This is a genomic window from Streptomyces sp. RLA123 (genome assembly GCF_056270165.1).
This window is the reverse complement of record NZ_JBWDOR010000003.1, coordinates 4,006,264-4,032,651: the sequence shown is the minus strand read 5'-3', so window position 1 is coordinate 4,032,651 and position 26,388 is coordinate 4,006,264. Positions and strand designations below refer to the sequence as shown.

Below are 26,388 nucleotides of genomic sequence, written 5' to 3'. Positions count from 1 at the left end.
AGTGGCGCATCGTAGCGCCGGACACACCCGATGTGTACAGATTGCGGTCTTCCACGGGCGGATTTCAACCGGAAGCACAGGGCCGGGTAGTGTGTACCGTCTGCACCGGTGTCTGTGCAGGCCCACACAACGGTCCACAAGGCCTCCGGGGTGCGATCCCCCGAATGCCCAGGGCGTTGTCGGTGGCCCGCGATACCGTTGCGACGCGATGCAAACCCTCCTGCCATGGAAACGCCATGGCCGCTGAGTCCGAAGGAGGTGGGTTCCACATGCGTCACTACGAGGTGATGGTGATCCTCGATCCCGATCTCGAGGAGCGTGCTGTCTCCCCGCTGATCGAGAACTTCCTTGGTGTCGTCCGTACGGGCGGCGGCAAGGTCGAGAAGATCGACACCTGGGGCCGTCGTCGTCTCTCTTACGAGATCAAGAAGAAGCCCGAGGGCATCTACTCGGTCATCGACCTCAACGCCACACCTGAGGTCGTCAAGGAGCTCGATCGTCAGATGAACCTGAACGAGTCGGTTCTCCGGACCAAGGTCCTCCGCCCCGAAACCCACTGAGCCTGACGGCTCACGGCATTCGGGATACCGAGCAGCCAAGAAAAGCCGAGAGGTCACCCACCATGGCAGGCGAGACCGTCATCACGGTCGTCGGCAATCTCGTCGACGACCCCGAGCTGCGCTTCACCCCCTCCGGTGCGGCGGTCGCGAAGTTCCGTGTCGCGTCCACCCCCCGCACCTTCGACCGGCAGACCAACGAGTGGAAGGACGGCGAAAGCCTCTTCCTCACGTGCTCGGTCTGGCGGCAGGCGGCGGAGAACGTGGCGGAGTCCCTTCAGAAGGGCATGCGCGTGATCGTGCAGGGCCGGCTGAAGCAGCGGACCTACGACGACCGTGAGGGCGTCAAGCGGACGGTCTACGAGCTGGACGTCGACGAGGTCGGCGCCAGCCTGCGCAGCGCGACCGCCAAGATCACCAGGGCGAGCGGCGGTGGTGCCGGCGGCGCCCGCGGCGGTCAGGGCGGTTACGGCGGCGGCAGCGGCGGTCAGGGTGGTGGCGGCAACTGGGGCGGTGGCTCCGGTGGCGGCCAGGGCGGCGCACCCGCCGACGACCCCTGGGCGACCAGCGCTCCGGCCGGTGGCGGCCAGAGTGGTGGCGGCAACTGGGGCGGTGGCTCCGGTGGCGGCCAGGGCGGCGGCTACTCGGACGAGCCGCCCTTCTAAGGGCGGCGCACCACACTTCTTGATCACACTGGAGAGAGACAATGGCGAAGCCGCCTGCTCGCAAGCCTAAGAAGAAGGTTTGCGTGTTCTGCAAGGACAAGATCACGTACGTCGACTACAAGGACACGAACCTGCTGCGGAAGTTCATTTCCGACCGCGGCAAGATCCGTGCCCGCCGGGTCACCGGCAACTGCACCCAGCACCAGCGCGACGTCGCCACGGCCGTGAAGAACAGCCGTGAGATGGCGCTGCTGCCCTACACCTCGACCGCTCGCTAAGGAAGGGTGACTGAGCAATGGCGAAGATCATCCTCACCAATGAGGTCAGCGGCCTCGGCGCCGCAGGCGACGTCGTAGAGGTCAAGAGCGGGTACGCCCGCAACTACCTGATTCCCCGCGGTTTTGCGATCGCGTGGACCAAGGGTGGCGAGAAGGACGTCGAGCAGATCCGCCGCGCGCGCCGGATCCGCGAGATCGCGACCATCGAGCAGGCGACCGCCATCAAGGCGCAGCTCGCCGGTGTCAAGGTCAAGCTGGTGACCCGCGCGGGTGACGCCGGCCGTCTGTTCGGCTCGGTGACCCCGGCCGACATCGCGGTCGCCATCAAGGCCGCGGGCGGTCCGGACGTGGACAAGCGCCGGGTCGAGATCGGTTCGCCGATCAAGACGCTGGGCTCGCACAAGGTGTCGGTGCGTCTGCACCCCGAGGTCGAGGCCGGTCTCGACGTCGAGGTCATCGCGAGCTGACCCCCACCGCGTGAGCGAAGGGCCCGGAACCACATGGTTCCGGGCCCTTCGTCCGTGCCGGCCGGTCAGACGCGGACCGCGCCGGTGACGGCCCATCTGCCGGAACGGGCGCGCAGTTGCAGGGTGACCAGCCGGGTCAGCATCATCAGGTCCATCGCCCACCACAGTGCCGTCAGACCGCCCCCGAGCGCGGGCACGGCCAGCGCGACCGGGGCGAAGACCACCAGGGTGACGATCGTGGAGCCGGCGAGGTAGGCGCCGTCCCCCGCGCCGATCAGCACGCCGTCCAGGACGAAGACCGCGCCGCTGACCGGTTGGGCCAAGGCCGCGACGAGCAGCACCGGGACGAGGGCGGAGTGCACCGAGGGGTCCGAGGTGAACAGCGGTGCTATCAGCGGCCGGCCGACCGCCGCCACCAGCCCGATCAGGACACCGGCCACGACGCCCCACTGGACCATGCGACGGCAGGCGGCCCGGGCGGCCTCCGCGTCACCGGCTCCGAGATGGCGGCCGATGATCGCCTGCCCCGCGATGGCGAGAGCGTCGAGGGCGTAGGCGGAGAGTGTCCACAGGGCGAAGGCGATCTGGTGCGCGGCGATCGAGACGTCCCCGAGCCGGGCCGCGACGGCCGTGGCGATCATGAGGACGGCGCGCAGGCTCAGGGTGCGGATCAGCAGGGGAGTGCCGGCCTGGGCGCAGGCCCGGATACCGGCGAGATCGGGCTTCAGGGACGCGCCGTGCCGCCGGGCGCCGCGGACGACGACCGTGAGGTAGGCGGCCGCCATGGCGTTCTGCGCGATCACGGTGCCCCAGGCGGAGCCGGCGATGCCGAATCCGGCTCCGTAGACCAGGAGCACATTGAGCGCGGCGTTCGCGGCGAAGCCGCCGACGGCCACCTGGAGGGGGGTCCTGGTGTTCTGCAGGCCCCGCAGGACGCCGGTCGCGGCGAGGACGACGAGCATCGCGGGGACGCCGAGTGCGCTGATGCGCAGATAGGTGACGGCGTACGGGGCCGCGGTGCCCGACGCGCCGAAGAGGCCGGTGAGGGCGGGCGCGGCGGGGACGGTCACGGCCACGGCGGCAACGCTGATCAGGAGGGCGAGCCAGATGCCGTCCATGCCCTGGCGGATCGCGGCGGGCAGGTCGCCCGCGCCGACCCGGCGCGCCACGGCGGACGTGGTGGCGTAGGCGAGGAAGACGAAGACACCGACGACGGTGGTGAGGAGCGCGCCCGCCACACCGAGGCCGGCGAGCTGGGCGGTGCCGAGGTGACCGACGATCGCGCTGTCGGCCAGGAGGAAGAGCGGTTCGGCGACCAGGGCGCCGAAGGCGGGCAGGGCGAGGCCGAAGATCTCGCGGTCGTGGCGGCGGGCGGACTGCTGACGGGAGAACTCGGCGGTCTGAGGCACGCGGCCAGCGTAATCATCCACATGTAATAGCTGCAAGGTGGCTTCGGCCATTACTTGCCGCTGCGCAGGGTGATCTGCTCCGCGTCGTTTGTCGCGATCTTGAGCCGAAGGGGGAAGTTTTTCTTGTCCACAGCGGGTGGATGAAGAAAGTGCAGGTCAGGGCCGTGATCATTGGGTGATTGTGTGCTTGTCCACGTCACTGTCCCCCGGCCTGTACACAGCTTGGGCGGGCTTCTCCACAGGCGAAGCGGTTTCTTCAACAGGTCGTCCCCAGCCCCTGTGGATAACCGTCTTGGCTCCGGGCCCCGGGGACCCCTACCGTGGGGCGTCGCCCGACGTGCCACAGGCGTGCACGGGCGTCTCGACTGTCAGAACTGTCAGAGCGATGGCGTAGGAAAGAACGGCCACGCAGCGCGAGCGGTGCGCGTCCACGGGAGGAGGTGGCAGGGGGGTGAGCCAGCCCGAACCCGCGGAGGACCACTGGGGAGGGGAGCCGTCCTTCCCGCCGGACGGCCCCGGCGACCGGCTGCCCGTCGCCCGTTTCCGCCGCAAGGACGACCGCGACCGCGATCACGACCGCGACCGTGACGAGGACCGTGGTGGCGGCGGCTTCGAACGCGTCCCGCCGCAGGACCTGGACGCCGAGATGTCGGTGCTGGGTGGCATGCTGCTGTCCAAGGACGCCATCGCCGACGTCGTCGAGGTCATCAAGGGCGCCGACTTCTACCGTCCCGCGCACGAGACGGTCTACGCGGCGATCCTCGACCTGTACGCCAAGGGCGAGCCCGCCGACCCGATCACGGTCGCCGCCGAGCTCACCAAGCGCGGCGAGCTCAGCAAGGTCGGCGGCTCCCCGTATCTGCACAGCCTCGTCAACGCGGTGCCCACCGCCGCCAACGCCGAGTACTACGCCGAGATCGTGCACGAACGCGCGGTCCTGCGACGCCTGGTCGAGGCCGGCACACGCATCACGCAGATGGGATACGCCGCCGACGGCGACGTCGACGAGATCGTCAACTCCGCCCAGGCCGAGATCTACGCCGTCACCGAGCAGCGCACCAGCGAGGACTACCTGCCGCTCTCCGACATCATGGAGGGCGCCCTCGACGAGATCGAGGCCATCGGTTCCCGCAGCGGCCAGATGTCCGGCGTGCCGACGGGCTTCGCCGACCTGGACTCCCTCACCAACGGCCTGCACCCCGGCCAGATGATCGTCATCGCCGCACGTCCCGCGATGGGCAAGTCCACGCTCGCGCTGGACTTCGCCCGCGCCTGCTCGGTGGGCAGCGGCATGCCCAGCGTCTTCTTCTCCCTCGAAATGGGGCGCAACGAGATCGCGATGCGCCTGCTGTCCGCCGAGGCCCGGGTGGCGCTGCACCATATGCGCTCCGGCAACATGACCGACGACGACTGGACCCGGCTCGCCCGCCGGATGCCGGACGTCTCCGCGGCCCCCCTCTACATCGACGACTCCCCGAACCTGTCGATGATGGAGATCCGTGCCAAGTGCCGCCGCCTTAAGCAGCGCAACGACCTGCGCCTGGTCGTGATCGACTACCTCCAGCTGATGCAGGCGGGCGGCTCGCGCCGCCCCGAGAGCCGCCAGCAGGAGGTCTCCGACATGTCCCGTAACCTCAAGCTCCTCGCCAAGGAGCTGGAAGTGCCGGTCATCGCGCTCTCCCAGCTGAACCGTGGCCCCGAACAGCGCACCGACAAGCGGCCGATGGTCAGCGACCTGCGTGAGTCCGGCTCCATCGAGCAGGACGCCGACATGGTGATCCTGCTGCACCGCGAGGACGCCTACGAGAAGGAGTCCCCCCGGGCGGGCGAGGCCGATCTGATCGTGGCCAAGCACCGTAACGGCCCCACGGCCACGATCACCGTGGCCTTCCAGGGCCACTACTCCCGCTTCGTAGACATGGCCCAGACCTGACGTCCGCCTGTAGGGTCTCAAATTTCGTATCGGAATCTCACAGCTGGTGCCGGATGGAAGCGGATTCGACATGGCGCAGAGACATGCAGGTCGCGCCTGTACCTCGTTCGAGAAGGCGGGCGCCCTGCTCCGCCGGAAGGACGTGACAGCCCGGCTCGGCGACTGGTGCTCCGCGCTCATGCGCCGCCATGTCGGGCATCCCGTCATCGGCCTGGAGATCACCTTCTGATTCCGGCGCCCCCGCCGGCCCTGCGACCCGAGGTGTCGAGGTGTTCCGTGCGCGCCGGGAACAGCCGGTCGGGCCAGCACTGTTGCATCGACCGAGGGACCAGCGCCGCACGGGCGGGGAACACGGTGACCACAAGGTCGTCGCCCCGGCAGGATCCGGGCCCTCGGGATCGCGGTACGCCCACCGCGCACTCGGACCGAGACGTATTTCTGCAGGAGGACTGTTTCATGCCTGACCGGCCCTTGACGCTCATGGCGGTGCACGCCCACCCCGACGACGAGGCCACCGGAACCGGAGGGGTCCTCGCGCGGTACGCGGCGGAAGGCATCCGCACGGTTCTCGTGACGTGTACCGACGGCGGTTGCGGTGACGGACCGGGGGGTGCCAAGCCGGGCGATCCCGGGCACAATCCGGCGGCGGTCGCCTTGATGCGCCGTCAAGAACTCGAGGCGAGCTGTGACGTCCTGAAGGTCAGTGATCTGGAGATGCTGGACTATGCCGACTCCGGGATGACGGGCTGGCCGAGCAACGACGCCCCCGGATCCTTCTGGCAGACCCCCGTGCAGGAAGGCGCGGCCCGACTCGCGGAACTTATGCGGCACTACCGACCTGATGTGGTCGTCACCTACGACGAGAACGGCTTCTACGGCCACCCCGACCACATCCAGGCCCACCGCATCACGATGGCGGCGCTGGAGATGACCGCGCTGGCACCGAAGGTGTACTGGACCACGATGCCCCGCTCGATGATGCAGCGGTTCGGCGAGATCATGCGCGAGTTTCATGAGGACATGCCGGAGCCGGATCCTGCCGAGGCCGCCGCGATGGCCGAGATCGGCCTCCCCGACGATGAGATCACCACGTGGGTGGACACCACCGGGTTCAGCGGTCAGAAGTTCGACGCGCTGGCCGCGCACGCCAGTCAGGGCGAGAACATCTTCTTCCTCAAGATGGGCAAGGAGAGGTTCGGCGAGTTGATGGGCATCGAGACCTTCGTACGTGTCCAGGACGCCACCGGCGCAGCCATACCCGAGAACGATCTCTTCGCCGGACTGCGCTGATCCCCCCGTCCGGCCGGCCGGGAAAGCGCATCGACCGCACGGCGCGATCGAGCGGGTCCACGCCCGGAGGCCTGTCCACGCGAGTTCCGCTCCGGCAGCACACGTCCAGGCCCTCGCCGGCGGCGTCGACGCGTGCGCCCGCACGTCCGACCCGACACCGCGCTCGTCCCCGAACCACCTGGCAACCGCACAGGTGGGAGACCTGCGGGCTGCTGACTCGGAAGGTGCGCGACAGCCCAGGTCACATGCCCGGCAGTCTGCTCCGATCAAGACAGACCGCCGAGGAAGTGACACGAAGCTGAGGCTCCGATGTCCGACACGCCGTGAGGCAACGGACGAAGCAGCAGGTCACGAGGGCGGTCTCCGACACCAACCGCGAGACCCTGCACCGCCCCGGCGCCGAGTCGCGGGGTCAGCCCAGCGCCAGCATGAACGGCGTGTGGCGCCGGGCGTCGTCGCCGGGGAGGTCGCGGTCGCCCAGCACCATCAGGGTGTTGGGGAAGGCGGGCAGGACGCCGTGTGCGGCGGCCCAGGCGGGCAGCGTGTGCCGCAGGGGGCCCTCTGCGCGCAGGTCGAGCCGGACGGGGCCCCCGGCGTCGCGGGCGATCGCGGTGACGAGCCGCTGTGCGCCGGCCGTGGTGTCCGCGACGACCGGGCCGACGACGAGGGTGCCGTCGTTGAGCCAGGCGGAGGCGTAGCCGGTCAGCCTGCCGTCCTCCTCGGTCACCAGGGTGCGTTCCGCGAAGTGGCGGAGATCCCGCAGCAGGGGCGAGCGGTCGGCGCCGAACACCTCGGCGTCCAGGGCGAGCAGGGCCGGCAGGTCGGCCTCCCCCGCGGGGCGGGGGGCGTCCGGGAGTCCCGTCTCGCCGGCGGCCGGCGGGCGGAAGGTGCCGCGGTGGGTGACGATGGTGCCGACGGCGCGGAAGCCGAGCTTCTCGTACAGGGGGCGGCCGCGGTCCGTGGCATGCAGGGTGACGGTGTCGTCGCCCGCCTCGCCGAGGACGTGCGTCATGATGCGGCGGCCGAGGCCGCGGCCCTCGTAGCGGGCGGCGACGAGCACCATGCTGACGGCGGCGAGGCCGCCCGCGTAACGGGTGAGGACGGTGGTGGCGGCCAGGCCGCGGCCGTCGGGGGCGTCGATGCCCCAGCCGGTGCCGTGGGTGAGCAGGAAGCGCCACTTGTGCTCCTCGGCGCCCCAGTCGCGGCTGACTGCGAGTTCCGAGCAGGCGGGAAGGTCGCCGGGGCCGAGGCGGCGGACCGGCAGCGTGGCAGGCAAGGGCGAAGTCATGCGGGAAGCCTGGCCGGGAGCGGGTGCGCGGCGGGCATAGTTTTCCCCTATGGGCATCGGCCGGGGCCGGCTGTCCTCCGACTGTGGCGCCGGCTTTGCCCGGGTGTGGGCGTTCGCCGCGGTGGTGCTCCGTGGAGGCGGCGGCGGGGCGGCCGCCGGAAGGCCCGGGTCGCCGGTGAAGTACGGCTGCGTCGCTACGACGTCGACGAACCGTCGTGCGGACCGCACGCCGGACAGTGCGATCCGGCCATCGTGCGGGCGCCGTTGGGCGCGCCCGGTCCCGAGGTGGTGACGATCAGGGCCGACCGGCGCTGTGTGCCGGCGAGAAGCGGTGGGGGTCGCGGACGTGGCCGGGACGGTCCTGTCGGGGTCGGTTGAGGAGGCGCTGGAGCTCGTGGCGGCGGACCGGGACCGCGCCCTGGCCGGTACGTCCCCGGCGGGCACTCCGCGAAGGCGGTACGGCTGTCCGGCGCCGGCCGGGCCGTCGCGTACCGTCCAGGGGGTCGGGTGAGGGGAGAGGGCACGTGGGACGGCTGCACATCTTCGACATGGACGGGACGCTGATGCACGGCTCCTCGGCGAGCATGGAACTCGCCCGGGAGCTGGGCCTGGTGGCGGAGTTCCGCGAGCTGGAGACGGCGCTGGCGGGCGGTGCCATCGACTCTCCCGGCTATGCCGAGCGGGCCTGGGAGATGTACGGGCTGCTGACCGACGCCCACCTCACGGCGGCCTTCGAGGGCGCCCCGTGGCTCACGGGGATACGTGAGGTGTGGGCGGACATCGCGGCCCGCGGCGAGCACTGCGCGGTGATCTCGCTCTCGCCGGACTTCTTCGTGCGGCGGCTGCTGCCCTGGGGCGCGCACGAGGTGCGGGCGTCCGTCTTCCCCGAGGTGCCGTTCGCGCCGGACGCGCTGCTGGACCGGTCGGGGATCCTGCTCCCGCAGTCCAAGGTGACGGCGGCGGACGAGCTGTGCGCCCGGTACGGGGTGAGCCGTCGGGAGTGCGTGGCCTACGGGGACTCGATGTCGGACACCGCGCTCTTCGCCGCGCTGCCGGTCTCGGTGGCCGTCAACGGCGACCACCACGTGAGCGGTCTGGCGACCCACGCGTACGCCGGACGTGATTTGCGGGAAGCATATGCACTCGTCACGGGGTGACCTGGAGAATTCCCCATGGGCGCGCACGGCCACGGTAATGGGGAACGCACGGTTCCGGGCAGGCCCCGTAGGCGACCGAGCCTAACGGGATTCCTCTTCGCGTTTCCCGTACTTCCGGCTATTTGTCCGTTCGGCATGATGCGCGTGGCAGGCTCTCCGCGCAGAACGTGTGCCAATGACGGACACCGACCGGGAGAAGCTCGAGGCGAAGCTGATCATGGACGCTCTGACCACGAACGCGCGCGGGCCCGGCAAGGGGGCCGACGCCGACACCGACGGATGGTTCAGCCCCCGAAGGCCCCCCGAAGGGCCGCGGCCGCACTACGACGGCACGGCGGGCGGCACGGGGGGCCCCGGGAGCGGGATGCCCAGCAGGCCGGTGCGGGCGATACGGCCGGTGGGGACGGGTGCCGACCGGATATCCGCGCGGCCGGTGACCGATGACGCCGTCGCCGGTCACCGGCAGCCCCCGCCGGCCGCGGACCCACAGCCGCCGCCCCCGCCGCCCCCGCCCCCGCCGGTTCCGGATGCGCCGCCCCGGGCGGAGCCGCGGCCCGCGGAACGGGGGACGAGCGCGGACGCGGCGCTGATCCGTCGGACCATGGAAACCATCGGCCCTGTCGCTGACAAAACAACGTCGTATTTCTATGCTCTTTTGTTCATACGCCACCCGGAATTGCGCGAACTCTTCCCGGCGGCGATGGACACCCAGCGGGACCGATTGCTGAAAGCGCTTCTCACCGCCGCCGAACACATTGACGACGCCGAGACGCTCACCGAATACCTGGCCCATCTGGGCCGTGGGCACCGCAAGTACGGCACCCGCCCCGAGCACTACCCGGCGGTCGGCGAATGCCTGATCGGCGCCCTGACCCGCTACGCCGCCGACATCTGGGACGACGCGGTCGAGGCCGCCTGGGTCCGCGCCTACACTGCGATCTCGCAGATCATGATCGACGCCGCGGCCGCCGACGAGAAGCACGCCCCGCCCTGGTGGCACGGCGAGATCGTCTCGCACGACCTGCGCACCCCCGACATCGCGGTGGTCACCGTGCGGCCGGACCAGCCGTACCCCTTCCTCGCCGGGCAGTACACGACCTTGGAGACCCCCTGGTGGCCGCGCGTCTGGCGGCACTACTCCTTCGCCTCCGCCCCCGGGGCCGACGGCCTGCTCGAATTCCACGTCAAGGCCGTCCCGGCCGGCTGGGTCAGCAGGGCCCTGGTGCACCGCGCCCGGCCCGGCGACATCGTCCGGCTCGGCCCCCCGTCCGGCTCCATGGTCGTGGACCACAGCGCCGACAACGGCCTGCTCTGCCTCGGCGGCGGCACCGGCATCGCGCCCATCAAGGCGCTGGTGGAGGACGTCGCCGAGCACGGGCGGCGGCGCGCCATGGAGGTCTTCTACGGCGCCCGCAGCGACCACGACCTGTACGACCTCGACACCCTGCTGCGGCTGGACCGCACCCACCCCTGGCTGTCCGTCCGTCCGGTGGTCTCCGAGGGCGGCCCCGGCAGTCTGCACGGGCAACTGCCGGAGATCGTCCACCAGTACGGCCCCTGGCCGGAGTTCGACGCGTATCTGAGCGGGCCGCCCGGCATGATCCGCAGGGGTGTGGACAGCCTGCTGCGCAGCGGCATGCCCTCGCGGCGCATCCGGCACGACCTGTTCGAGGAACTGGTCGCGGCCGGAGACTGACGCAGTACGTCCCCCACACCCGCCTCACGAGGAAAAACGTTGCCGCGCCACCGTCCTGCCGGACCGGAAGGGACCGGCCCGGATCAGCCCAGGTCGGACGAGAGCAGCCCCAGCACGCCCTCGATGTTGCCGTCCAGGTAGTGCCGCAGGGTGAGCGGGACGACCTCCACCGAGGCGAGCCCGACCCGGCTGAAGGGCACGCGCACGATCTCGTACGTCCCCGAGGGGTCGTCCACCTCGGGGCCGTGCCGACGGGCCGGATCCATGGACGCCAGCCGGCAGACGAAGAAGTGCTGCACCTTGACGCCGTGCGAGCCGTCGCCCGCGATGTGCTCGACGGTGTCGACGAAGGCGGGGACGACGTCGGTGACCTTGGCGCCGAGCTCCTCGTCGAGCTCACGGTGGAGGGCCTCCACCACCGTGGCGTCCTCGGCCTCCACGCCCCCGCCAGGGGTGACCCAGTACGGGTGGAGACCGGGCTTGGTGCGCTTGATGAGCACGAGCGAGTCGCCGTCCAGCAGGATGGCGCGGGCGGTGCGCTTGACCACGGGACGGGTGGCCGGGGCGGTCGGCGGAGCGGGTGGGGCGGGTGTTCCGGTGTCCGGTGGCATGCCTGAGATCTGCCGCGGCGCGGGAGACGGCAAACGCCTCCGGGACGGCGAATCGGAACGCGCAGTTCCCTCGGACGTCACCCGCCGGCCGCCCGGCGCGCGCTCACCAGCCGGCCGCGGCGCGCAGGAGCTGCTCGTGCACCCGCGCTATGTGCGGCAGGGCGATCGTCCCGGCGCGCACGGACACGAAATAGGTGCGCAGCGGAGGGACCGGCGGCTCCAGCAGCGCCGCGACGGCCCCGCCGGTCAGCGCCTCGCAGCACAGGTAGCGCGGCAGCACCGCCATGCCGACCCCGGCCACCACGCAGGCCAGCACCGCCCGCAGGTCCGGCACCACGACCGCGGGCACGACGGCGGGGCTGCTGTCGAAGACCGCCGACCAGTAGTGGTCCAGCAGCGGCATGCCCTCGTCGTAGGAGATCACCGGGACGTCGTCCAGGACCCGTGCCCCGTGGGTGCGCACCGCGTGCGGGCCGCCGATGCGCTCCTGCCAGGCGGGCGCGGCGACCAGGATCTGCTCCTCGTCCCACAGCGGGGTGGCGGCCAGCAGTCGGTCGCGCGGGCGGATGGTGCCCAGGGACACGTCATGGTGGCCGGCGGCGAGACCGGCCAGCGCCTCGTCCTCGCCGGCGAGCACTATGCGCAGTCGCAGGCCCTCGGCGACCAGCGGGGCCAGGGCGGGCAGGACGCGCAGCGAGGTGAAGGTGGGCGGCCCGGCCAAATGGAGGGTGCGGTTGCCGGAGTCCTCCGCGAGATCCCCCTCGGTGATCTCCATGAGGGCGTCGAGGTGCGGGGCGACCTTGTGGGCCAGGTCGTTGCCGACCGGCGTGGGGCTGACCCCGCGCGGCATCCGCAGGAACAGGGGGCGGCCGACCTGCCGTTCGAGGCTGCGGATCTGGCTGGTGACCGCGGGCTGGGACAGGCCCAGCAACTGGGCGGCTCTGGTGAAGGATCCGGCCCGGTGCACCGTGACGAACGTGCGCAGCAGAGCCAGATCCATGGAACCGCTCCCTTGAAGCGTTGGTCGTGCCCGCAACTATAAATATATCGATAGGTCTGCATCGAAACTGTGATTGGACACTGACGCAGAGTCAACTAGCCTTGTGCGAGCGGGTCTCCGCGCGTAAAGCCAGGGTGGTCCGAGCCACGAGGGGGGAGGCTCGGGCCACCCATTCTGCGTAGCGCCGTCTACGTAGATATATCTGTTCCGGATGAACAGCGGGCGCTACTTGGCGCTGTCGAGCGCGTGCAGTACGTCGCGCACGATGTCGGCAGCGTCCTCCACGCCCACCGAGAAGCGGACGAAGCCCTCGGGCACCGCGTCGCCGCCCCAGCGCGCCCGCCGCTCGGCCGTGCTCGTCACGCTGCCGAAGCTGGTCGCCTCGGTCGTCAGCAGCAGCGCGGACAGGAAGCGTTCCGCGTGCGCCTTGTCCGGGAGCGTGAAGGAGACGACGCTGCCGAAGCGGGCCATCTGCGCGGCGGCGACGGCGTGCGCCGGGTCCTCCGGGTGGCCGGGGTGGCGCACATCGGTGACCTCGGGGCGCTCCAGCAACGCGGCGGTCAGCGCCAGGGCGTTGGCCGCCTGGCGGTCCACACGCAGCGCGAGGGTGGACAGCGAGCGGTGCGCGAGCCAGGACTCCATCGGGCCCGGGATGGCGCCGACCGTCTTGCGCCACAGCCGTACCTGGGCGGCGAGTTCGGGGCGGCGGGTGGTCACGTAGCCCAGCAGCAGGTCACCGTGGCCGGACAGCGCCTTGGTGCCGCTGGCCACCGAGAAGTCCGCGCCGAGGTCGAGCGGGCGCTGACCGAGCGGCGTGGCCAGCGTGTTGTCCACGGCGACCAGCGCCCCGGCGGCGTGGGCCGCGTCGGCCAGGCGCCGGATGTCGCACACGTCGAGGCCCGGGTTGGACGGGGTCTCGATCCACAGCAGCTTCGCGCCCTGGAGCACCTCCGCCTGGGCGTCGCCCGCGGTGGGGGCGAGCCGCACCGCCACCCCGTAGTCCTCCAGGCGGCCCTGGAGGCTCCGGGTGGCCTGGTAGCAGTCCGAGGGGAGCACCACGGTGTCCCCGGTGCGCACCTGCGAGAGCAGCACGGAGGAGATCGCGCCCATGCCGGAGGAGAAGATCAGTGTCTCGGCATCGGCGTCGGGAGACTCCAGGGCGGAGATCGCCTCTTCCAGCCGGGTCCACGTGGGGTTCTCGTCGCGGCCGTAGGTGTACGGGCCAGTGACGTCGCCCGGCAGGTGGAAGTGTGCGGCGAACACCGGGCCGGGCAGCGTGGGTTCGTGCGGACGCGCTTCCGGGCGCCCGGCGTGCACGCTGCGGGTGCTGTCCCCGGGCGCGTTCTCGTACTCCGTCATCGCGTTCTCCTCGCTCTCCCCGCCGTGTCGAACGGACCGGCGGACCATGTCGGTGTACGGCCCATCCAACCCGATCGCCCGCTAGGCCCGCGACAGGGCCTCCCGGGCGGCGCGGCCCGAGGCCGCTCCGTAGGGGCCGCCGAAGAGCGCCGCGTGCACCAGCAGCGGGTGCAAGCGGTGCAGCGCCACCCGCTCCGCCCGTCCCGGCACCGGGCGCACCTCCTCGTATGCGGCGAGGATCCGCGGCAACTGCGGGCAGCCGAAGAGCTCCAGCATCGCCAGGTCCGCCTCGGGCCGGCCGCCCTGCACGGCCGGGTCGACCAGCCGGGCGCGGCCGTCGGCGGCGAACAGGACGTTGCCGGACCACAGGTCGCCGTGGATCAGCGCGGGCGGTTGCGGAGCGCCCGCGATCCGCGGCAGCAGCTCGCAGACCCGCTCCACGGACCGCACGTCGGCCGGGGCCATCGCCCCGTTGCCGGCGGCCTGCCGCAGGAAGGGCAGCAGCCGGTGCTCGGCGTGGAAGGCCGGCCAGTCCTGAGGAGCGGCCGGCGGCGGCCCGGCGGGCGACGGCAGGGGGAGCCGGCCGATGAAGCCGGGGCCGGTGGTGCCCCAGGCCGTGGCCCGCACGCCGTGCAGCGCGGCCAGCTCGCGGCCCAGCCGCTCGGCCTGCAGCGGTGTGGCCGGACCGGGCTCGATCCACTCGAGGACCAGGGTGTGCCGCTCGGCCGCCAGCACCTCCGGCACCGCGACCGTCCCGGTGGCGGCCAGCAGCCGCAGTCCCGCCGCCTCCGCGGCGAAGAAACCGTCCGGGACGCCGTCGAGCGTCTTGGCGAAGACCGCGCGGCGGCCACCGGGCCCGCCGAGCCGGGCCGCGGTGCAGACGGAACCGCCGCCCACCGGGACCGGGTCGCCCGGGTCCCGGCCCAGCAGGGCCGCAACGCGGTCACGGAGATCGCCGAGGTCCCCGGGGTCAGCGGGCCGGTTCACGGCGCAGGAGCGGGCTCGCCAAGGGCGTCGCGTACGTCGGCCAGCAGCCCGTCGGCGGCGGCCTCGCACATCTCCAGGCAGAGCTCGAAGCCGTCCATGCCCCCGTAGTAGGGGTCCGGCACGTCGAGTGCGGCACTGTCCGCCGAGCCCGCGACCGCCGGGTCCCAGCTGCGCAGCAGCCGTACCTTGGCGGCGTCCTCAGGGGTCGGGGCGAGGCGCCGCAGGGCCCGCAGGTGCCCGCCGTCCAGGGCGACGACCAGGTCCAGGCCGGCGAACCACTCGGGCTGGAACTGCCGGGCGACGTGCTCGTGCCCGTACCCCGCGGAACGGAGCACGGACACCGTGCGGTGGTCGGCGCCGTCCCCCTCGTGCCATGACCCGGTGCCCGCGCTGTCGGCCACGACCAGGCCGCCGAGCCCGGCCTCCTCGACGCGGGCGCGGAAGACGTGCTCGGCCATGGGCGACCGGCAGATGTTGCCGGTGCAGACGAAGCACACCCGGAACGGGTCGCGGGACGACGACTGAGCGCTCATGGCCTCCATGATGCAGTCCGGCGCTCAGTCCTCGTCGGGAAGCACCATGTTCAGTGCCCAGGACACGAGGCTGATGATCAGACCGCCGAGCACGGCAGCCCAGAAGCCCTCGACATGGAAGTCCAGACCCAGCTTGCCGGACAGCCAGGAGGTCAGCAGCAGCATCAAGGCGTTCACCACCAGGGTGAACAATCCCAGGGTGAGGATCAGCACAGGGAACGAGAGCAGCTTCACCAACGGCTTCACCAGCCAGTTGACCAGGCCGAAGACCAGCGCGACCAGGACCAGGGTGAGAGCCTTGTGCGCGGTGTCGTCACCGGTGAGCGTGATGTTGCCCACGAGCCAGATGGCCACCAGCAGGGCCCCGGCGTTCGCGAGCGTCTTGACGACGAAGTTCATCATGGCTGAGATCGTCGCAGAAGTGATCGCGCAGGCACAGGGGTGCAAGGGAGCGGGCAAGTGAAGGTGTTCCGGCTGGACGACCTGGAGGCCGAACGCGCCGCCAACGACGGTGCGTTTCTGAGCTTCCTGCGGGAGCGGAACATGTCCGCCGGGCTGTACGCGCTGCAGGCCGGCGAACTCGACCCGCAGAAACCGCACGCCCAGGACGAGATCTACCTCGTGGTGAGCGGCCGCGCGCTGATCACCGTGGGGGAGGAGACGACGCAGGTCGCGCGGGGCAGCGTGGTCTACGTGCCGGCCCGGGTGCCGCACCGCTTCCACCACGTCAGCGAGGACCTGCGGGTCCTGGTGGTCTTCTCGCCGCCCGAGGGATGAGGGCCGTCCCCCCGGTCCCGTAGGGGGACGGTCAGGGACGGATGGGGTCCACCGGGCCTCCGCGCAGGCCCCCCGCGGCCCTAGCCTTGAACCAAGGACGATGACGATACGGAGGAGGAAACGGTGAAGCTCTTCGAGGGCGTGCCCTGGTGGGTCAAGTGGGTCGCGGTGCCGGTGATCGCGATCGTGGTCTTCGGCGGCATGATCGCCAGTGCGGTCGGCTTCCTGTTCTGGCTGCTGTTCAAGGTGCTGATCTTCGTGGCACTCGTCGGCGGCCTGGTGTTCGTCGTCAAGAAGGTCACCTCGTCGTCCTCGTCGTCGGACTCCCACGACCGGTGGTGACCCCGCGGGGCCCGGTGACGACCGGACCCCGCGGGAGCGCGCCGCTCAGTCCTTGAGCGGAACGCGCTCGGGGCGCTGCGGCGCCGAGCCATTGGACGACGGCTCGGCCCCACCGTTCATCTGGGCGAGCAGCTGACGGGCCAGCCCCAGGCCCGTGCCGCCCATGGTGAGCGCCTTGGCGAACATCTCGGACATGCCGTCGGCGCCGTTGAGCAGCACCATGTGGTCGACGTTGCCGAAGGCGGATGCGCCGGCCCGGACGATCTCCGGCCAGTTCTCGGCCAGTTGCTGGGCGACCACCGCCTCCTGGTTCTCCGCGAGCGCGGCGGCCCTGGCCTTGATCGCCTCGGCCTCCGCCAGACCCTTGGCCTTCGCGGACTCGGCCTCCGCCAGACCGCGCGCCTGAGTGGCCGCGGCCTCGGCCTCACCCGTGGCCCGGGTGGCCGCGGCGCTCGCCAAACCGCTGAGCTTCGTCTGCTCCGCCTGTGCGGCGGCGGCCGACTTCACCCGGTTCGCCTCGGCGATCGCGGCCAGCTCCGTCTCCTTGGCCTTCGCCTCGGCCGCCGAGATCCGCGCGTCACGCTCGGCCTCGGCCAGCGTCCGCTTCTCGTACGCGGAGGCGTCCGCCGGCTTGCGGACGTCCGCCTGGAGCTGCTGCTCGCGCCGCTGCGCCTCCAGTTCGGCGACCCGGGTCTCCTGCACCACGACCTCCTGCCGGGCCGCGGCCTCGGCGAGCGGGCCCGCCTGCTGCGCGGACGCGGTGGCCTTGTCCCGTTCGGCCATGTAGCCGGCCTGGAGGATCTGGCTGTCCCGGGTGGCCTCCGCCATACGGGCCGCGGCCTGCTGTTCGGCCTCGGTGGCCATCCGGTCCGCCTCGGCCTGCGCGATACGGGCGTCACGGTGGACGGCGGCGGCGTGCGGTGCGGAGAGGTTCTTGATGTAGCCGGTCGGGTCGACGATCTCGTGGATCTGCAGCGAGTCGATGATCAGGCCGAGCTTCTCCATCTCCGAGCCCGACGCCGCCCGGGTCTCGGCCGTCAGCAGCTCCCGGTCGCGGATCATCTGCTCCACCGTCAACCCGCCCACGATGGAGCGCAGATGACCGGCGAAGACGTTGTGCACCCGCTCGGCCATGAACTTCTGCTGGTCCAGGAAACGCCGTGCGGCGTTCGCGATCGACGCGAAGTCGTCGCCGACCTTGAAGATGACCACGCCGTGCACCTTGAGCGGGATGCCCTGCTGCGTGACGCAGTCCACGTTCAGCTCGGCCTCGTTGAGATCGAGCGACAGCTTCCGCACGACCTGGACACCGGGCATCACCAGCGTTCCGCGACCGGTGACGACGCGGAATCCCATGCCCTCCCCGACCCCGTCGCCACGGTGTTTGGAACCGGAGATGACCAGTGCCTCGTTCGGCTCGGCGACCCGCCACATGAGCCGGAACAGCACGATCACCATAATGATTGCGACGAGCACCGCGCCCGCCGCGACGCCGATCACCATCGGCATACGCCCCCTTACGAATGGCCCCGATCGGGACCGCGTACGGGAGTGTGCGCCTGCGCAAGACACACCGGAAGATCCTGGCGGATCATTGTCGCATTCTTGATACGAACGCGGATGCCTCCGTCAGCCGTACGCGGGCGCGACGTACACGGTCCGCGGCGCCAGATACTCGACGACCACCACGACCGTGCCCTTCCCGATGCGCTCCCCCTCGGTCGCCGGGTACGCGAGGAAGGCCTCCGCACCCCCGCGGACCTGCACGATCACCTCGCCGACCAGCCCCGGGCCCACCGTGCCGGTCACCCTCCCCTGGAGCCCGATCACCCTGCCCACCCCCGTACCTCTGGAACTCACCGTGCGCGGCGCCGGCGGCGCCCGCCGCCCGTGGGGACAGTGTCCCTCCCGGAGCGGTCCGCCGACACCACCAGCGCGGCCAGCGCGGTCGTCAGTGGCACGGCCACCACAAGGCCGATGCTGCCGACCAGGGTCCGGACGATCTCCTCGGCGACCAGCTCGCTGCCGGCCACCGCCAGGACGCCGCGCTGCGCGATGGAGAAGAGCAGCAGCAGCGGGAGCGCCGCGCCCGCGTACGCCAGCACCAGCGTGTTGACCACCGAGGCGATGTGGTCGCGCCCGATGCGCATCGCCGCCCGGTACAACTTCCGCCGGCCGGCGCCCGGATCGGCCTCCCGCAGCTCCCACACGGCCGAGGTCTGGGTGACCGTCACGTCGTCCAGGACACCGAGCGAGCCGATGACGATGCCCGCCAGCAGCAGACCGTGGATCTCGATGCCCGGGTACAGGTCGTGGATCAGCCCGGTCTCGTCCGAGGTGTTGCCGCTGAGCACCGCCCAGTCGATGAACACCGAGCCCAGCAGCGCGATCAGCAGCAGCGAGCAGAGCGTGCCGAGGACGGCCACCGAGGTACGGGCGTTGAGGCCGTGGCACATGTAGAGCGCGATCAGCATGATGGCGCCGCCGCCGATGACCGCCACCAGCAGCGGATCGCTGCCGTGCAGGATCGCCGGGAGGATGAACAGCGTCAGCACCGCGAAGCTGATGATCAGCGCCACCAGCGCCAGGATCCCGCGCAGCCGCCCGACCAGGACCACCGCCGCCGCGAAAAGCCCGGCCAGCAGCCACAGCGGCAGCGCCCGGTCCACGTCGGTGACGGAGTACTGCAACTCCTTGGGCGCGGCGGGCGCATAGGACAGCAGGACCTTCTGCCCCTGTGTGTAGTGCCGGGTCTGGGTGGGCTGCACGATCTCGGTGAAGGTACGGCCGGTGTCCTTGCCCGAGGTGACCTGGATGGTCGCCCGCTCGCAGATCGACGGGGCGGACGGTGCCGCGCCGGGCTCACCGGCGTTCGGCTCGGCGTGGACGTCCGCGCACTTGACGTTCTCGACCCGCACCACCCGGCCCGACTGCGTCTGCTGGTCGAACCCGACCCCCGAGCGCTTGTGGGCCGGCACCCCGTTCGGCCAGAGCACCACCATTCCGACCACCACCGCGGCGACGAACGGGATCAGCACCGCGGCGATGACCTTCCGCAGATGCCGGGAGACCGGCGGCACGGGACCGTGGCCGTGGCTGTGCCCGTGACTCCGGCCGCCGTCGTGGCCGTCGCCGTGACCGGGGGGCTGCGCATGAGGGGAGTCCACGCGCCGATCATCCCAAGGCCCACTGGTGTGCGCCGGAGAAGACCCGCTAGCGTTGTCCCACCTTTGCACACCGCGGGAGCTCGGAGCACCGGGCTGAGAGGGCGCTGACCGGCCGAGGGCCACCAGCTGCGCCGACCGCTGAACCTGTTACCGGGTAATGCCGGCGTAGGGAGTGGGTCTCATGACCATGCGTGACGCACGCGCGCGCGAAATCGGCTGGCACAAGGGCTATGTGACCGGGTCCCGCCCGGACATCGAGGTCCCTGTCCGCCGGGTGCACCTCACCAACGGCCGGGACGTGACGCTGTACGACACCTCCGGCCCGTACACCGACCCCACCGTCACCACCGATGTGCGCCGCGGCCTGGAGCCGTTGCGCGAGAACTGGATCGCCGCCCGCGGCGACACCGACGAGTACCCCGGCCGCCCCGTCCGCCCCGAGGACGACGGCATCAAGCACACCGCCCCCCGCGGAGGGCTGCGCAATCTGGACGCCGTCTTCCCCGGCCGCCCGCGCCTGCCCCGGCGCGGACGGGAGGGGCGGGCGGTCACCCAGCTCGCGTACGCCCGGCGCGGCGAGATCACCCCGGAGATGGAGTTCGCCGCGATCCGCGAGAACGTCCCGCCCGAGGTCGTCCGCGAGGAGATCGCGGCGGGCCGGGCGGTGCTGCCGGCGAACGTCAACCACCCGGAGACCGAACCGATGATCATCGGCAAGCGGTTCCTGGTGAAGGTCAACGCCAACATCGGCAACTCCGCCGTCGCCTCCTCGATCGAGGAGGAGGTGGAGAAGATGACCTGGGCCACCCGCTGGGGTGCCGACACGGTCATGGACCTGTCCACCGGCCGCAACATCCACACCACCCGCGAATGGGTGCTGCGCAACTCCCCCGTCCCCATCGGCACCGTCCCCCTCTACCAGGCCCTGGAGAAGGTCGACGGCAAGGCCGAGGAGCTGACCTGGGAGATCTACAAGGACACGGTCGTCGAGCAGGCCGAACAGGGCGTCGACTACATGACCGTCCACGCGGGCGTGCTGCTGCGCCACGTCCCGCTCACCGCCCGCCGCAAGACCGGCATCGTCTCCCGCGGCGGCTCGATCATGGCGGCCTGGTGCCTCGCCCACCACAAGGAGAGCTTCCTCTACGAGCACTTCGAGGAGCTCTGCGACATCCTCGCCGCCTACGACGTCACGTACTCCCTCGGCGACGGGCTGCGCCCCGGCTCCATCGCGGACGCCAACGACGAGGCCCAGTTCGCCGAACTGCGCACGCTCGGCGAACTCAACACCGTCGCCAAGCGGCACGGCGTGCAGACCATGATCGAGGGCCCGGGACATGTCCCGATGCACAAGATCGCAGAAAACGTGGCACTCCAGCAGGAGATCTGCGAAGAGGCGCCCTTCTACACCCTCGGCCCGCTGACCACCGACATCGCGCCCGCCTACGACCACATCACCTCCGGCATCGGCGCCGCCATGATCGCCTGGTGGGGCACGGCCATGCTCTGCTACGTCACTCCCAAGGAGCACCTGGGCCTGCCCGACCGCGACGACGTCAAGACCGGCGTGATCACCTACAAGATCGCCGCCCACGCCGCCGACCTCGCCAAGGGCCATCCCGGAGCCCAGGAGTGGGACGACGCCCTGTCCGACGCCCGCTTCGAGTTCCGCTGGGAGGACCAGTTCAACCTGGCTCTCGACCCGGACACGGCACGGGCCTTCCACGACGCGACGCTGCCGGCGGAACCGGCGAAGACCGCGCACTTCTGCTCGATGTGCGGCCCGAAGTTCTGCTCGATGAAGATCTCGCAGGACATCCGGCGGCAGCACGGCGGCACGGCCGAGGAGATCGAGGCCGGCATGGCGGAGAAGTCCAGGGAGTTCGCCGCCTCCGGCAACCGGGTCTACCTGCCGCTGGCGGACTGAGCCCGTCCCGTACGCGGCAGAACGGTACGGCCCCCGTCCCCGCGGTGCGACGCGGGGACGGGGGCCGTCTGCGGTCCGTGGACCGATCGCCGCCCGGCGGTCAGTTGGGGGCGTGGTCGGGGCCGCCGTAGTCCGGGCTGGAGAAGTCGGGGCTGGAGAAGTCGGGACTGGTGAACCGGTGCCCCGGTTCCGGGGAGGACTCGGGGCCGGGGCTGGTGAAGTCGGGGCGGGAGTAACCCAGGCGCGGCATGCGGTGGTTGCCGTCGCCGTTGTCGCGGTCCGGCGGGGGCGGGGCGGAACCCGCGGCCTTGGCCAGGGCCGCGTCGAGGAAGGGCTGGAGGCCGCGTTCCAGCAGGGCCCGGCGCCAGATCTCGCGGGCCGCTGCGATCTGGGGCGGTTCGTCGGGTGGGTGGTCGCCCTGGGCGGTGGGGTCGTTGCGCAGGGCCGTGAGGAGCAGGCCGATCATGCCGACCACGATGCCGCAGGCGGCGACGCCCGCGAACACCCAGCCGGCCTGGCGCAGGGGAGCGGCGATGTCCGGCTCGGAGTGGCCGAGCGCCAGGGCGTAGCCCAGGACCAGGAAGATCACGGCGGCGGTGCCGGCGAGGACGGGTGTGAGGACGGCGACGATCGCGAACAGCCCGGCGCCCGAGCCGTCGGCGACGCCCGGTGCGGCGGCGGCGTAGCCGATGCCGGAGACGGCGGCGACCCGCTGTTCGCGGCGTTGCTCGGACAGCCCTTCGCGGGCCTTGACGTAGCTCTCGTACTCCGGCGCCGCGCAGGCGGAGATGGGCGCGGCGGCGCTGAGCGCCATGGTGCGCAACTGCTCGGTGTTGAGCGGGTTCCGGGCGTCCGCGAGGGCGGCCCGGGTGCTCTCCGAGTGCAGGGCCGCATCGAGGGCGCGCTCGAACTCCGGGCGGTCCTCGGTGAGCAGATGTGGAGCGCTGTTCATGTGCATCCCCCGATGCTCCGTCTCCGGTGCCGCCCCGAAGTCCGTGCTGGAGTTCCGGACCGGCTGGGCGGAAGCGGAGGAGAAGCTGCCTACGGATATCCCGATGGTAGAGCGCGGAGGTGACGGGGTGACAGAGTGTTTCCGGAAAATGGGGGTTCCGGGGGCTACAACGGGAGGCGCGCGACCAGGAGTTTGCCCTCCATGGTCACGCCTCCGTCCATCGCCACCGCGAGGTCGTCGGCGTAGACGTGCGGTCCCGAGATGACGGCGGTCCGGTCGGGGGAGTCCGCGGTGTGCTCGTTGCCGGGCTCGCCGAGCAGGTACGGGATGGGGCTGTGGCCGTGAACGACGCGCCGGCCGCCGTAGGTGTCGAGCAGTTCCCGTGCCGCCTGCGCCCCGTCCTCGCCGCGGAAGGCGAAGCGCCGGGTGAACTTGCGGAACAGCTCCCAGCACTCGTCGGCGTCGCCGCGCTGGAGGATGCCGGTGACCGCGTCGTTCATGGCGTCGATGGTCTCGCCGTACTCCAGGTACGCGGTGGTGTCGGAGTGCAGCAGGAGGTGGCCGTCGGCGAGGGCGGCCGCGTCCAGCCGGGACATCCAGGCGATGTGGTGGTCCTCGAGCCGCTCCATGTCGCTGGTCTGGCCGCCGTTGAGGCGCCAGGCGGCGAGGAAGGTGGCGGTCCCGGCCACGGAGTTCACCGGTGTGTCGCCGAAGCGGTGGGCGCCGTAGAGCAGCAGCTCGTGGTTGCCCATGAGGGCGCGGGTGTAGCCGCCGGCCGCGGCGGCCTCGGCGGACAGCTGCATGACCAGGTCGATGACGCCGACGCCGTCCGGGCCGCGGTCGGTGAAGTCGCCGAGGAACCACAGGCGGGCGTTGCCCGCCGCCCAGTGGCCTTCGGCGTCGATCAGCCCGATCGCGTACAGGGCGTCGCAGAGCTCACCGAGGTAGCCGTGGACGTCGCCGACGACGTAGAGCGGGCCGAGCGGCGGTTCGTCGGACGCGCTGATGATCGGGAGGTCGCGCTGGGTGGGCGTGTACTCCTCGGGGAGCGGCGCCTCGTCGACGAGCGTGGGCTCGTAGCCGGACTGCCGGCCCGGAGGCGCCGGTGGCGCGCTCTGGGCCGCGGCTTCCGCACCGTGCGCACGCCCGCCGGACCCCGTGCCGAGCATGGGTCCTTGACCTGCCCCCTGAGTCATCGAACCCTCCACCGTCGCGCCACCATCCGCCCATCATAGGAATGACGATGTCGCGGCGTGACACACCTGGTGATAGCGATTTCATCTGGTCCGGACAAATCACCCCGTGGCGGGCTCATCGCGCCCCGGAGGATACGGCTCCGCATGGGTGGACCCGGGGTCCGCCGCCGTGCCCCCGTCCGGCCCGCCGCCCGCACCGCTCATTCCCCGGAGGGCCCCCGCGGCGGGTTCACGGTGGTGCGGGGGCAGCGCCGCTGGGAGGAGGTGCGGACGATGAGGTCGGTCGGCATGACCTGCTGGACCGGCCGGCCGCCGCCAACGCCCTCGATGGCGTCGATGAGCAGTTGGACGACGGCGGTGCCGATGCGTCCGGGTTTGAGGGAGAGCGTGGTGATGGGCGGCTCGGTGGCCGCGTAGACCGTGCTCTCGCTGCAGCAGACCAGCAGCAGGTCCTCCGGAACGCGCAGCCCGTAGCGGCGGGCGGCGGCCAGCAGGTCGGTGCCGTTGGGGTCGAAGAGGCCGTAGACCGCGTCGGGCCGGTCGGGCCGGGCGAGCAGCCGGTCGGCGGCGACGGCCCCGGCGCAGGGGTCGTGGGCCGGGTAGGACTCGACCACCGGTTCCTGGCCGACCCGCTCGCACCAGCTCAGGTAGGCGCTGGTGGACAGCCGGGTGTAGGTGTCCGTGCTGGTGCCGGTGAGCAGGCCGATCCGGCAGGCGCCGGCTTCGGCGAGATGCTCCAGGATGCCGAGGACGGCGGCCTCGTGGTCGTTGTCGACCCAGGCCTGGACGGGCAGGCTGCCGGCCGGACGGCCGTCGCTGACCACGGGGATGCCCTGCCGGACCAGTTCGGCGACCATCGGGTCGTGGTCGGAGGGGTCGATCACCACGGTGCCGTCGAGCGCCACGTTGCTCCACACGTCGTGGCGGGAGGAGGCGGGCAGGATGACGAGGGCGTAGCCGCGGGCGAGCGCGGCGGAGGTGGCGGCCCTGGCCATCTCGGCGAAGTACGCGAACTCGGTGAAGGTGAAAGGTTCTTCCCCGTAGGTGGTCACGGTCAGCCCGATGAGCCCCGACCGGCCGGTGCGCAGCGTGCGGGCGGCGGCCGAGGGGCGGTAGCCCAGCCGGTCGGCGACCTCACGGACGTGGGCGCGGGTGGCGTCGGGCAGCCGGCCCTTGCCGTTGAGCGCGTCGGAGACAGTGGTGATCGAGACACCGGCCGCGGCGGCCACGTCCCTGATGCCCGCCCGCTCCAGCCGGCGTCCGACGGGCCGCTTCGCCTGGTGGTTCCCTGCTGCTGTCATGGCGTGGTGATAGTAGGGCTCGGGTGGTCCGTTCGCGGGGGGCCCGCGTGGCGCATTGACAGAGACGTTTCTGCGTTCCGCGATCCGGGACAGGGCCTTGAACGCGCAGGTCGCGTGCGGTTTCGATGGCTGGTTACGCGGTCGGCCGGTGGGGGTCGCGGGGGCATTGGCCCCTGGTCCGGAGCGGCATCAACTCACCCCTACGAGGGATGCGCGCCACCGCGCGCGCCACCGGCGCGCATCGCTTTGTCCAGCACGCCGCCGCGGCCGGGCGCCCCCTGGTTCTCACGCGCATCAGGGCCTCCCCAGAGCGAGAAGCCCCTCGTATGGTGTGGGCATGAACCCCCGACTGCGCCGCGAACTGGACGGTATCCCCACCTACAAGCCGGGTCGACCCCCGGCGGTGGAGGACGGCGTGACGGCTTACAAGCTGTCCTCCAACGAGAATCCCTACCCGCCCCTGCCCGGTGTCCTCGAGGCGGTCACGGCCGCCGCGGCGAGCTTCAACCGTTATCCCGACATGGCCTGCACCGCGCTCCAGACCGAGTTGGCCGCTCGTTTCGGCGTTCCTGTGGAGCACATCGCGACCGGCACCGGATCGGTCGGCGTGGCCCAGCAGTTGCTGCAGATCACCTCCGGCCCCGGCGACGAGGTCGTCTACGCCTGGCGGTCCTTCGAGGCCTATCCGATCATCACGCAGATCAGCGGCGCGTCCGCGGTGCCGGTCCCGCTGGACGCCGAGGAGACGCACGATCTGGACGCGATGGCGGACGCGATCACCGACCGCACCCGGCTGATCTTCGTCTGCAACCCCAACAACCCCACCGGCACCGTGGTCCGCCGGGCCGCGCTGGAGCGCTTCCTGGACCGCGTGCCCTCCGATGTGCTGGTCGTACTGGACGAGGCGTACAAGGAGTTCATCCGCGACCCCGAGGTGCCCGACGGCGTCGAGGTCTACCGGGACCGCCCCAATGTCGCCGTGCTGCGCACCTTCTCCAAGGCGTACGGACTGGCCGGCCTGCGCGTCGGTTTCGCGATCGCGCAGGAGCCGGTGGCGGTGGCGCTGCGCAAGACCGCCGTCCCCTTCGGTGTCAGTCAGCTCGCCCAGGATGCCGCGGTGGCCTCGCTGCGCGCCGAGGAGGCGCTGCTCGACCGGGTGGACGCGCTGGTCGCCGAGCGGGCCCGGGTGTACGAGGGGCTGACCGCGCAGGGCTGGACGGTCCCCGTGACGCAGGCCAACTTCGTCTGGCTGCGGCTGGGGGAGCACACGGCGGACTTCGCGGCGCGGTGCGAGAGCGCGGGGGTCACCGTGCGGCCGTTCGCCGGTGAGGGTGCGCGGATCACGATCGGTGAGACCGGTGCCAATGACGTGCTGCTGCGCACGGCCGAGGCCTTCCGCAAGGAGCTGTAGTGCGCCCGTGACGGCCGTCGCGGGGGCGGATGCCGCCACGCCGCTCTGACCTGGTGCTTCTCTCCTTTTGCCCCCTCTCACCCCC

27 protein-coding genes are annotated in these 26,388 nt (G+C 71.4%); 13 read left to right on the top strand and 14 right to left on the bottom strand.

Annotation, left to right across the window (positions count from 1 at the left end; genetic code table 11):
- Window positions 1–269: 269 nt before the first annotated feature.
- The 4 genes from rpsF to rplI all read left to right on the top strand — a co-directional run bounded on the left by rpsF (window position 270) and on the right by rplI (window position 1,967).
- Window positions 270–560, top strand: a complete 291-nt coding sequence (rpsF, locus tag RV983_RS18300) for a 30S ribosomal protein S6 (RefSeq protein WP_319663375.1) — start codon at window positions 270–272, stop codon at window positions 558–560.
- Between the two features lie 62 nt (window positions 561–622).
- Window positions 623–1,222 (top strand): single-stranded DNA-binding protein, encoded by a 600-nt coding sequence (locus RV983_RS18295; protein ID WP_475986834.1) that lies wholly within the window; start codon window positions 623–625, stop codon window positions 1,220–1,222.
- A 41-nt stretch (window positions 1,223–1,263) separates the two neighbouring features.
- Entirely contained in the window at window positions 1,264–1,500 is a 237-nt protein-coding gene (rpsR, locus tag RV983_RS18290; RefSeq protein WP_026250812.1) for a 30S ribosomal protein S18, read from the top strand.
- Window positions 1,501–1,517: 17 nt separating this feature from the next.
- On the top strand, window positions 1,518–1,967 hold the full coding sequence (gene rplI, locus RV983_RS18285) for a 50S ribosomal protein L9 (RefSeq protein ID WP_475986833.1): 450 nt from the start codon (window positions 1,518–1,520) through the stop codon (window positions 1,965–1,967).
- Window positions 1,968–2,032: 65 nt separating this feature from the next.
- On the opposite strand, the gene RV983_RS18280 is transcribed toward rplI, so the two are convergent.
- Complete coding sequence (locus tag RV983_RS18280) at window positions 2,033–3,376, bottom strand: MATE family efflux transporter (protein WP_475986832.1); 1,344 nt, start codon at window positions 3,374–3,376, stop codon at window positions 2,033–2,035.
- Window positions 3,377–3,827: 451 nt separating this feature from the next.
- Between RV983_RS18280 and dnaB the strand changes: the two genes are divergently transcribed.
- The 3 genes from dnaB (at window position 3,828) to RV983_RS18265 (ending at window position 6,599) form a co-directional block, all read left to right on the top strand.
- A complete protein-coding gene (dnaB, locus tag RV983_RS18275; protein ID WP_475986831.1) occupies window positions 3,828–5,309 on the top strand; it encodes a replicative DNA helicase in 1,482 nt (493 codons plus the stop codon).
- Between the two features lie 70 nt (window positions 5,310–5,379).
- A complete protein-coding gene (locus RV983_RS18270) occupies window positions 5,380–5,538 on the top strand; it encodes a hypothetical protein (protein ID WP_475986830.1) in 159 nt (52 codons plus the stop codon).
- 227 nt (window positions 5,539–5,765) lie between these two features.
- Entirely contained in the window at window positions 5,766–6,599 is an 834-nt protein-coding gene (locus tag RV983_RS18265; protein WP_475986829.1) for a PIG-L family deacetylase, read from the top strand.
- 412 nt (window positions 6,600–7,011) lie between these two features.
- Here RV983_RS18265 and RV983_RS18260 read toward each other — a convergent pair whose 3' ends face one another.
- A complete protein-coding gene (locus RV983_RS18260) occupies window positions 7,012–7,887 on the bottom strand; it encodes a GNAT family N-acetyltransferase (protein WP_475986828.1) in 876 nt (291 codons plus the stop codon).
- A gap of 524 nt (window positions 7,888–8,411) precedes the next feature.
- On the opposite strand from RV983_RS18260, the gene RV983_RS18255 reads away from it, so the two are divergent.
- Together RV983_RS18255 and RV983_RS18250 are read left to right on the top strand one after the other, a co-directional pair.
- On the top strand, window positions 8,412–9,044 hold the full coding sequence (locus tag RV983_RS18255) for an HAD family hydrolase (RefSeq protein ID WP_475986827.1): 633 nt from the start codon (window positions 8,412–8,414) through the stop codon (window positions 9,042–9,044).
- Between the two features lie 217 nt (window positions 9,045–9,261).
- Window positions 9,262–10,740: a globin domain-containing protein gene (locus tag RV983_RS18250; RefSeq protein ID WP_475990365.1), complete on the top strand. Its 1,479-nt coding sequence runs from the start codon at window positions 9,262–9,264 to the stop codon at window positions 10,738–10,740.
- An 83-nt stretch (window positions 10,741–10,823) separates the two neighbouring features.
- Here RV983_RS18250 and RV983_RS18245 read toward each other — a convergent pair whose 3' ends face one another.
- The 6 genes from RV983_RS18245 to RV983_RS18220 form a co-directional block, all read right to left on the bottom strand.
- A complete protein-coding gene (locus RV983_RS18245) occupies window positions 10,824–11,351 on the bottom strand; it encodes an NUDIX domain-containing protein (protein WP_475986826.1) in 528 nt (175 codons plus the stop codon).
- 103 nt (window positions 11,352–11,454) lie between these two features.
- Window positions 11,455–12,351, bottom strand: a complete 897-nt coding sequence (locus RV983_RS18240) for a LysR family transcriptional regulator (protein WP_475986825.1) — start codon at window positions 12,349–12,351, stop codon at window positions 11,455–11,457.
- 225 nt (window positions 12,352–12,576) lie between these two features.
- Window positions 12,577–13,710 (bottom strand): cystathionine gamma-lyase, encoded by a 1,134-nt coding sequence (locus RV983_RS18235; protein ID WP_475986824.1) that lies wholly within the window; start codon window positions 13,708–13,710, stop codon window positions 12,577–12,579.
- Window positions 13,711–13,791: 81 nt separating this feature from the next.
- Window positions 13,792–14,697: a fructosamine kinase family protein gene (locus RV983_RS18230; protein WP_475986823.1), complete on the bottom strand. Its 906-nt coding sequence runs from the start codon at window positions 14,695–14,697 to the stop codon at window positions 13,792–13,794.
- Window positions 14,694–15,230, bottom strand: coding sequence for a low molecular weight protein-tyrosine-phosphatase (locus RV983_RS18225; RefSeq protein WP_475986822.1), 537 nt, complete (start codon window positions 15,228–15,230; stop codon window positions 14,694–14,696). The genes RV983_RS18230 and RV983_RS18225 overlap by 4 nt, the downstream gene beginning before the upstream one ends.
- Window positions 15,231–15,254: 24 nt before the next feature.
- The gene (locus tag RV983_RS18220; protein WP_475986821.1) at window positions 15,255–15,632 is read right to left on the bottom strand and encodes a phage holin family protein; all 378 of its coding nucleotides are present in this window, start codon (window positions 15,630–15,632) and stop codon (window positions 15,255–15,257) included.
- A 57-nt stretch (window positions 15,633–15,689) separates the two neighbouring features.
- Between RV983_RS18220 and RV983_RS18215 the strand changes: the two genes are divergently transcribed.
- Window positions 15,690–16,007, top strand: a complete 318-nt coding sequence (locus RV983_RS18215; protein ID WP_475986820.1) for a cupin domain-containing protein — start codon at window positions 15,690–15,692, stop codon at window positions 16,005–16,007.
- Window positions 16,008–16,130: 123 nt separating this feature from the next.
- Entirely contained in the window at window positions 16,131–16,349 is a 219-nt protein-coding gene (locus RV983_RS18210) for a DUF5326 family protein (protein WP_475986819.1), read from the top strand.
- Window positions 16,350–16,394: 45 nt separating this feature from the next.
- Here RV983_RS18210 and RV983_RS18205 read toward each other — a convergent pair whose 3' ends face one another.
- The 3 genes from RV983_RS18205 to RV983_RS18195 all read right to left on the bottom strand — a co-directional run bounded on the left by RV983_RS18205 (window position 16,395) and on the right by RV983_RS18195 (window position 19,516).
- On the bottom strand, window positions 16,395–17,858 hold the full coding sequence (locus RV983_RS18205; protein ID WP_475986818.1) for a flotillin family protein: 1,464 nt from the start codon (window positions 17,856–17,858) through the stop codon (window positions 16,395–16,397).
- Between the two features lie 120 nt (window positions 17,859–17,978).
- On the bottom strand, window positions 17,979–18,179 hold the full coding sequence (locus RV983_RS18200; RefSeq protein WP_475990364.1) for a hypothetical protein: 201 nt from the start codon (window positions 18,177–18,179) through the stop codon (window positions 17,979–17,981).
- Between the two features lie 26 nt (window positions 18,180–18,205).
- A complete protein-coding gene (locus RV983_RS18195) occupies window positions 18,206–19,516 on the bottom strand; it encodes a YibE/F family protein (protein ID WP_475986817.1) in 1,311 nt (436 codons plus the stop codon).
- 181 nt (window positions 19,517–19,697) lie between these two features.
- Here RV983_RS18195 and thiC point away from each other — a divergent pair, with 181 nt between their 5' ends.
- The gene (gene thiC / locus RV983_RS18190) at window positions 19,698–21,443 is read left to right on the top strand and encodes a phosphomethylpyrimidine synthase ThiC (protein WP_475986816.1); all 1,746 of its coding nucleotides are present in this window, start codon (window positions 19,698–19,700) and stop codon (window positions 21,441–21,443) included.
- Between the two features lie 100 nt (window positions 21,444–21,543).
- On the opposite strand, the gene RV983_RS18185 is transcribed toward thiC, so the two are convergent.
- From RV983_RS18185 to RV983_RS18175, 3 genes are all read right to left on the bottom strand, one after another.
- Complete coding sequence (locus RV983_RS18185) at window positions 21,544–22,401, bottom strand: hypothetical protein (RefSeq protein WP_475986815.1); 858 nt, start codon at window positions 22,399–22,401, stop codon at window positions 21,544–21,546.
- Window positions 22,402–22,559: 158 nt separating this feature from the next.
- Entirely contained in the window at window positions 22,560–23,564 is a 1,005-nt protein-coding gene (locus RV983_RS18180) for a metallophosphoesterase (protein WP_475986814.1), read from the bottom strand.
- Between the two features lie 227 nt (window positions 23,565–23,791).
- The gene (locus tag RV983_RS18175; protein WP_475986813.1) at window positions 23,792–24,892 is read right to left on the bottom strand and encodes a LacI family DNA-binding transcriptional regulator; all 1,101 of its coding nucleotides are present in this window, start codon (window positions 24,890–24,892) and stop codon (window positions 23,792–23,794) included.
- Window positions 24,893–25,229: 337 nt separating this feature from the next.
- Here RV983_RS18175 and hisC point away from each other — a divergent pair, with 337 nt between their 5' ends.
- On the top strand, window positions 25,230–26,303 hold the full coding sequence (gene hisC, locus RV983_RS18170) for a histidinol-phosphate transaminase (RefSeq protein ID WP_475986812.1): 1,074 nt from the start codon (window positions 25,230–25,232) through the stop codon (window positions 26,301–26,303).
- Window positions 26,304–26,388: the final 85 nt, after the last annotated feature.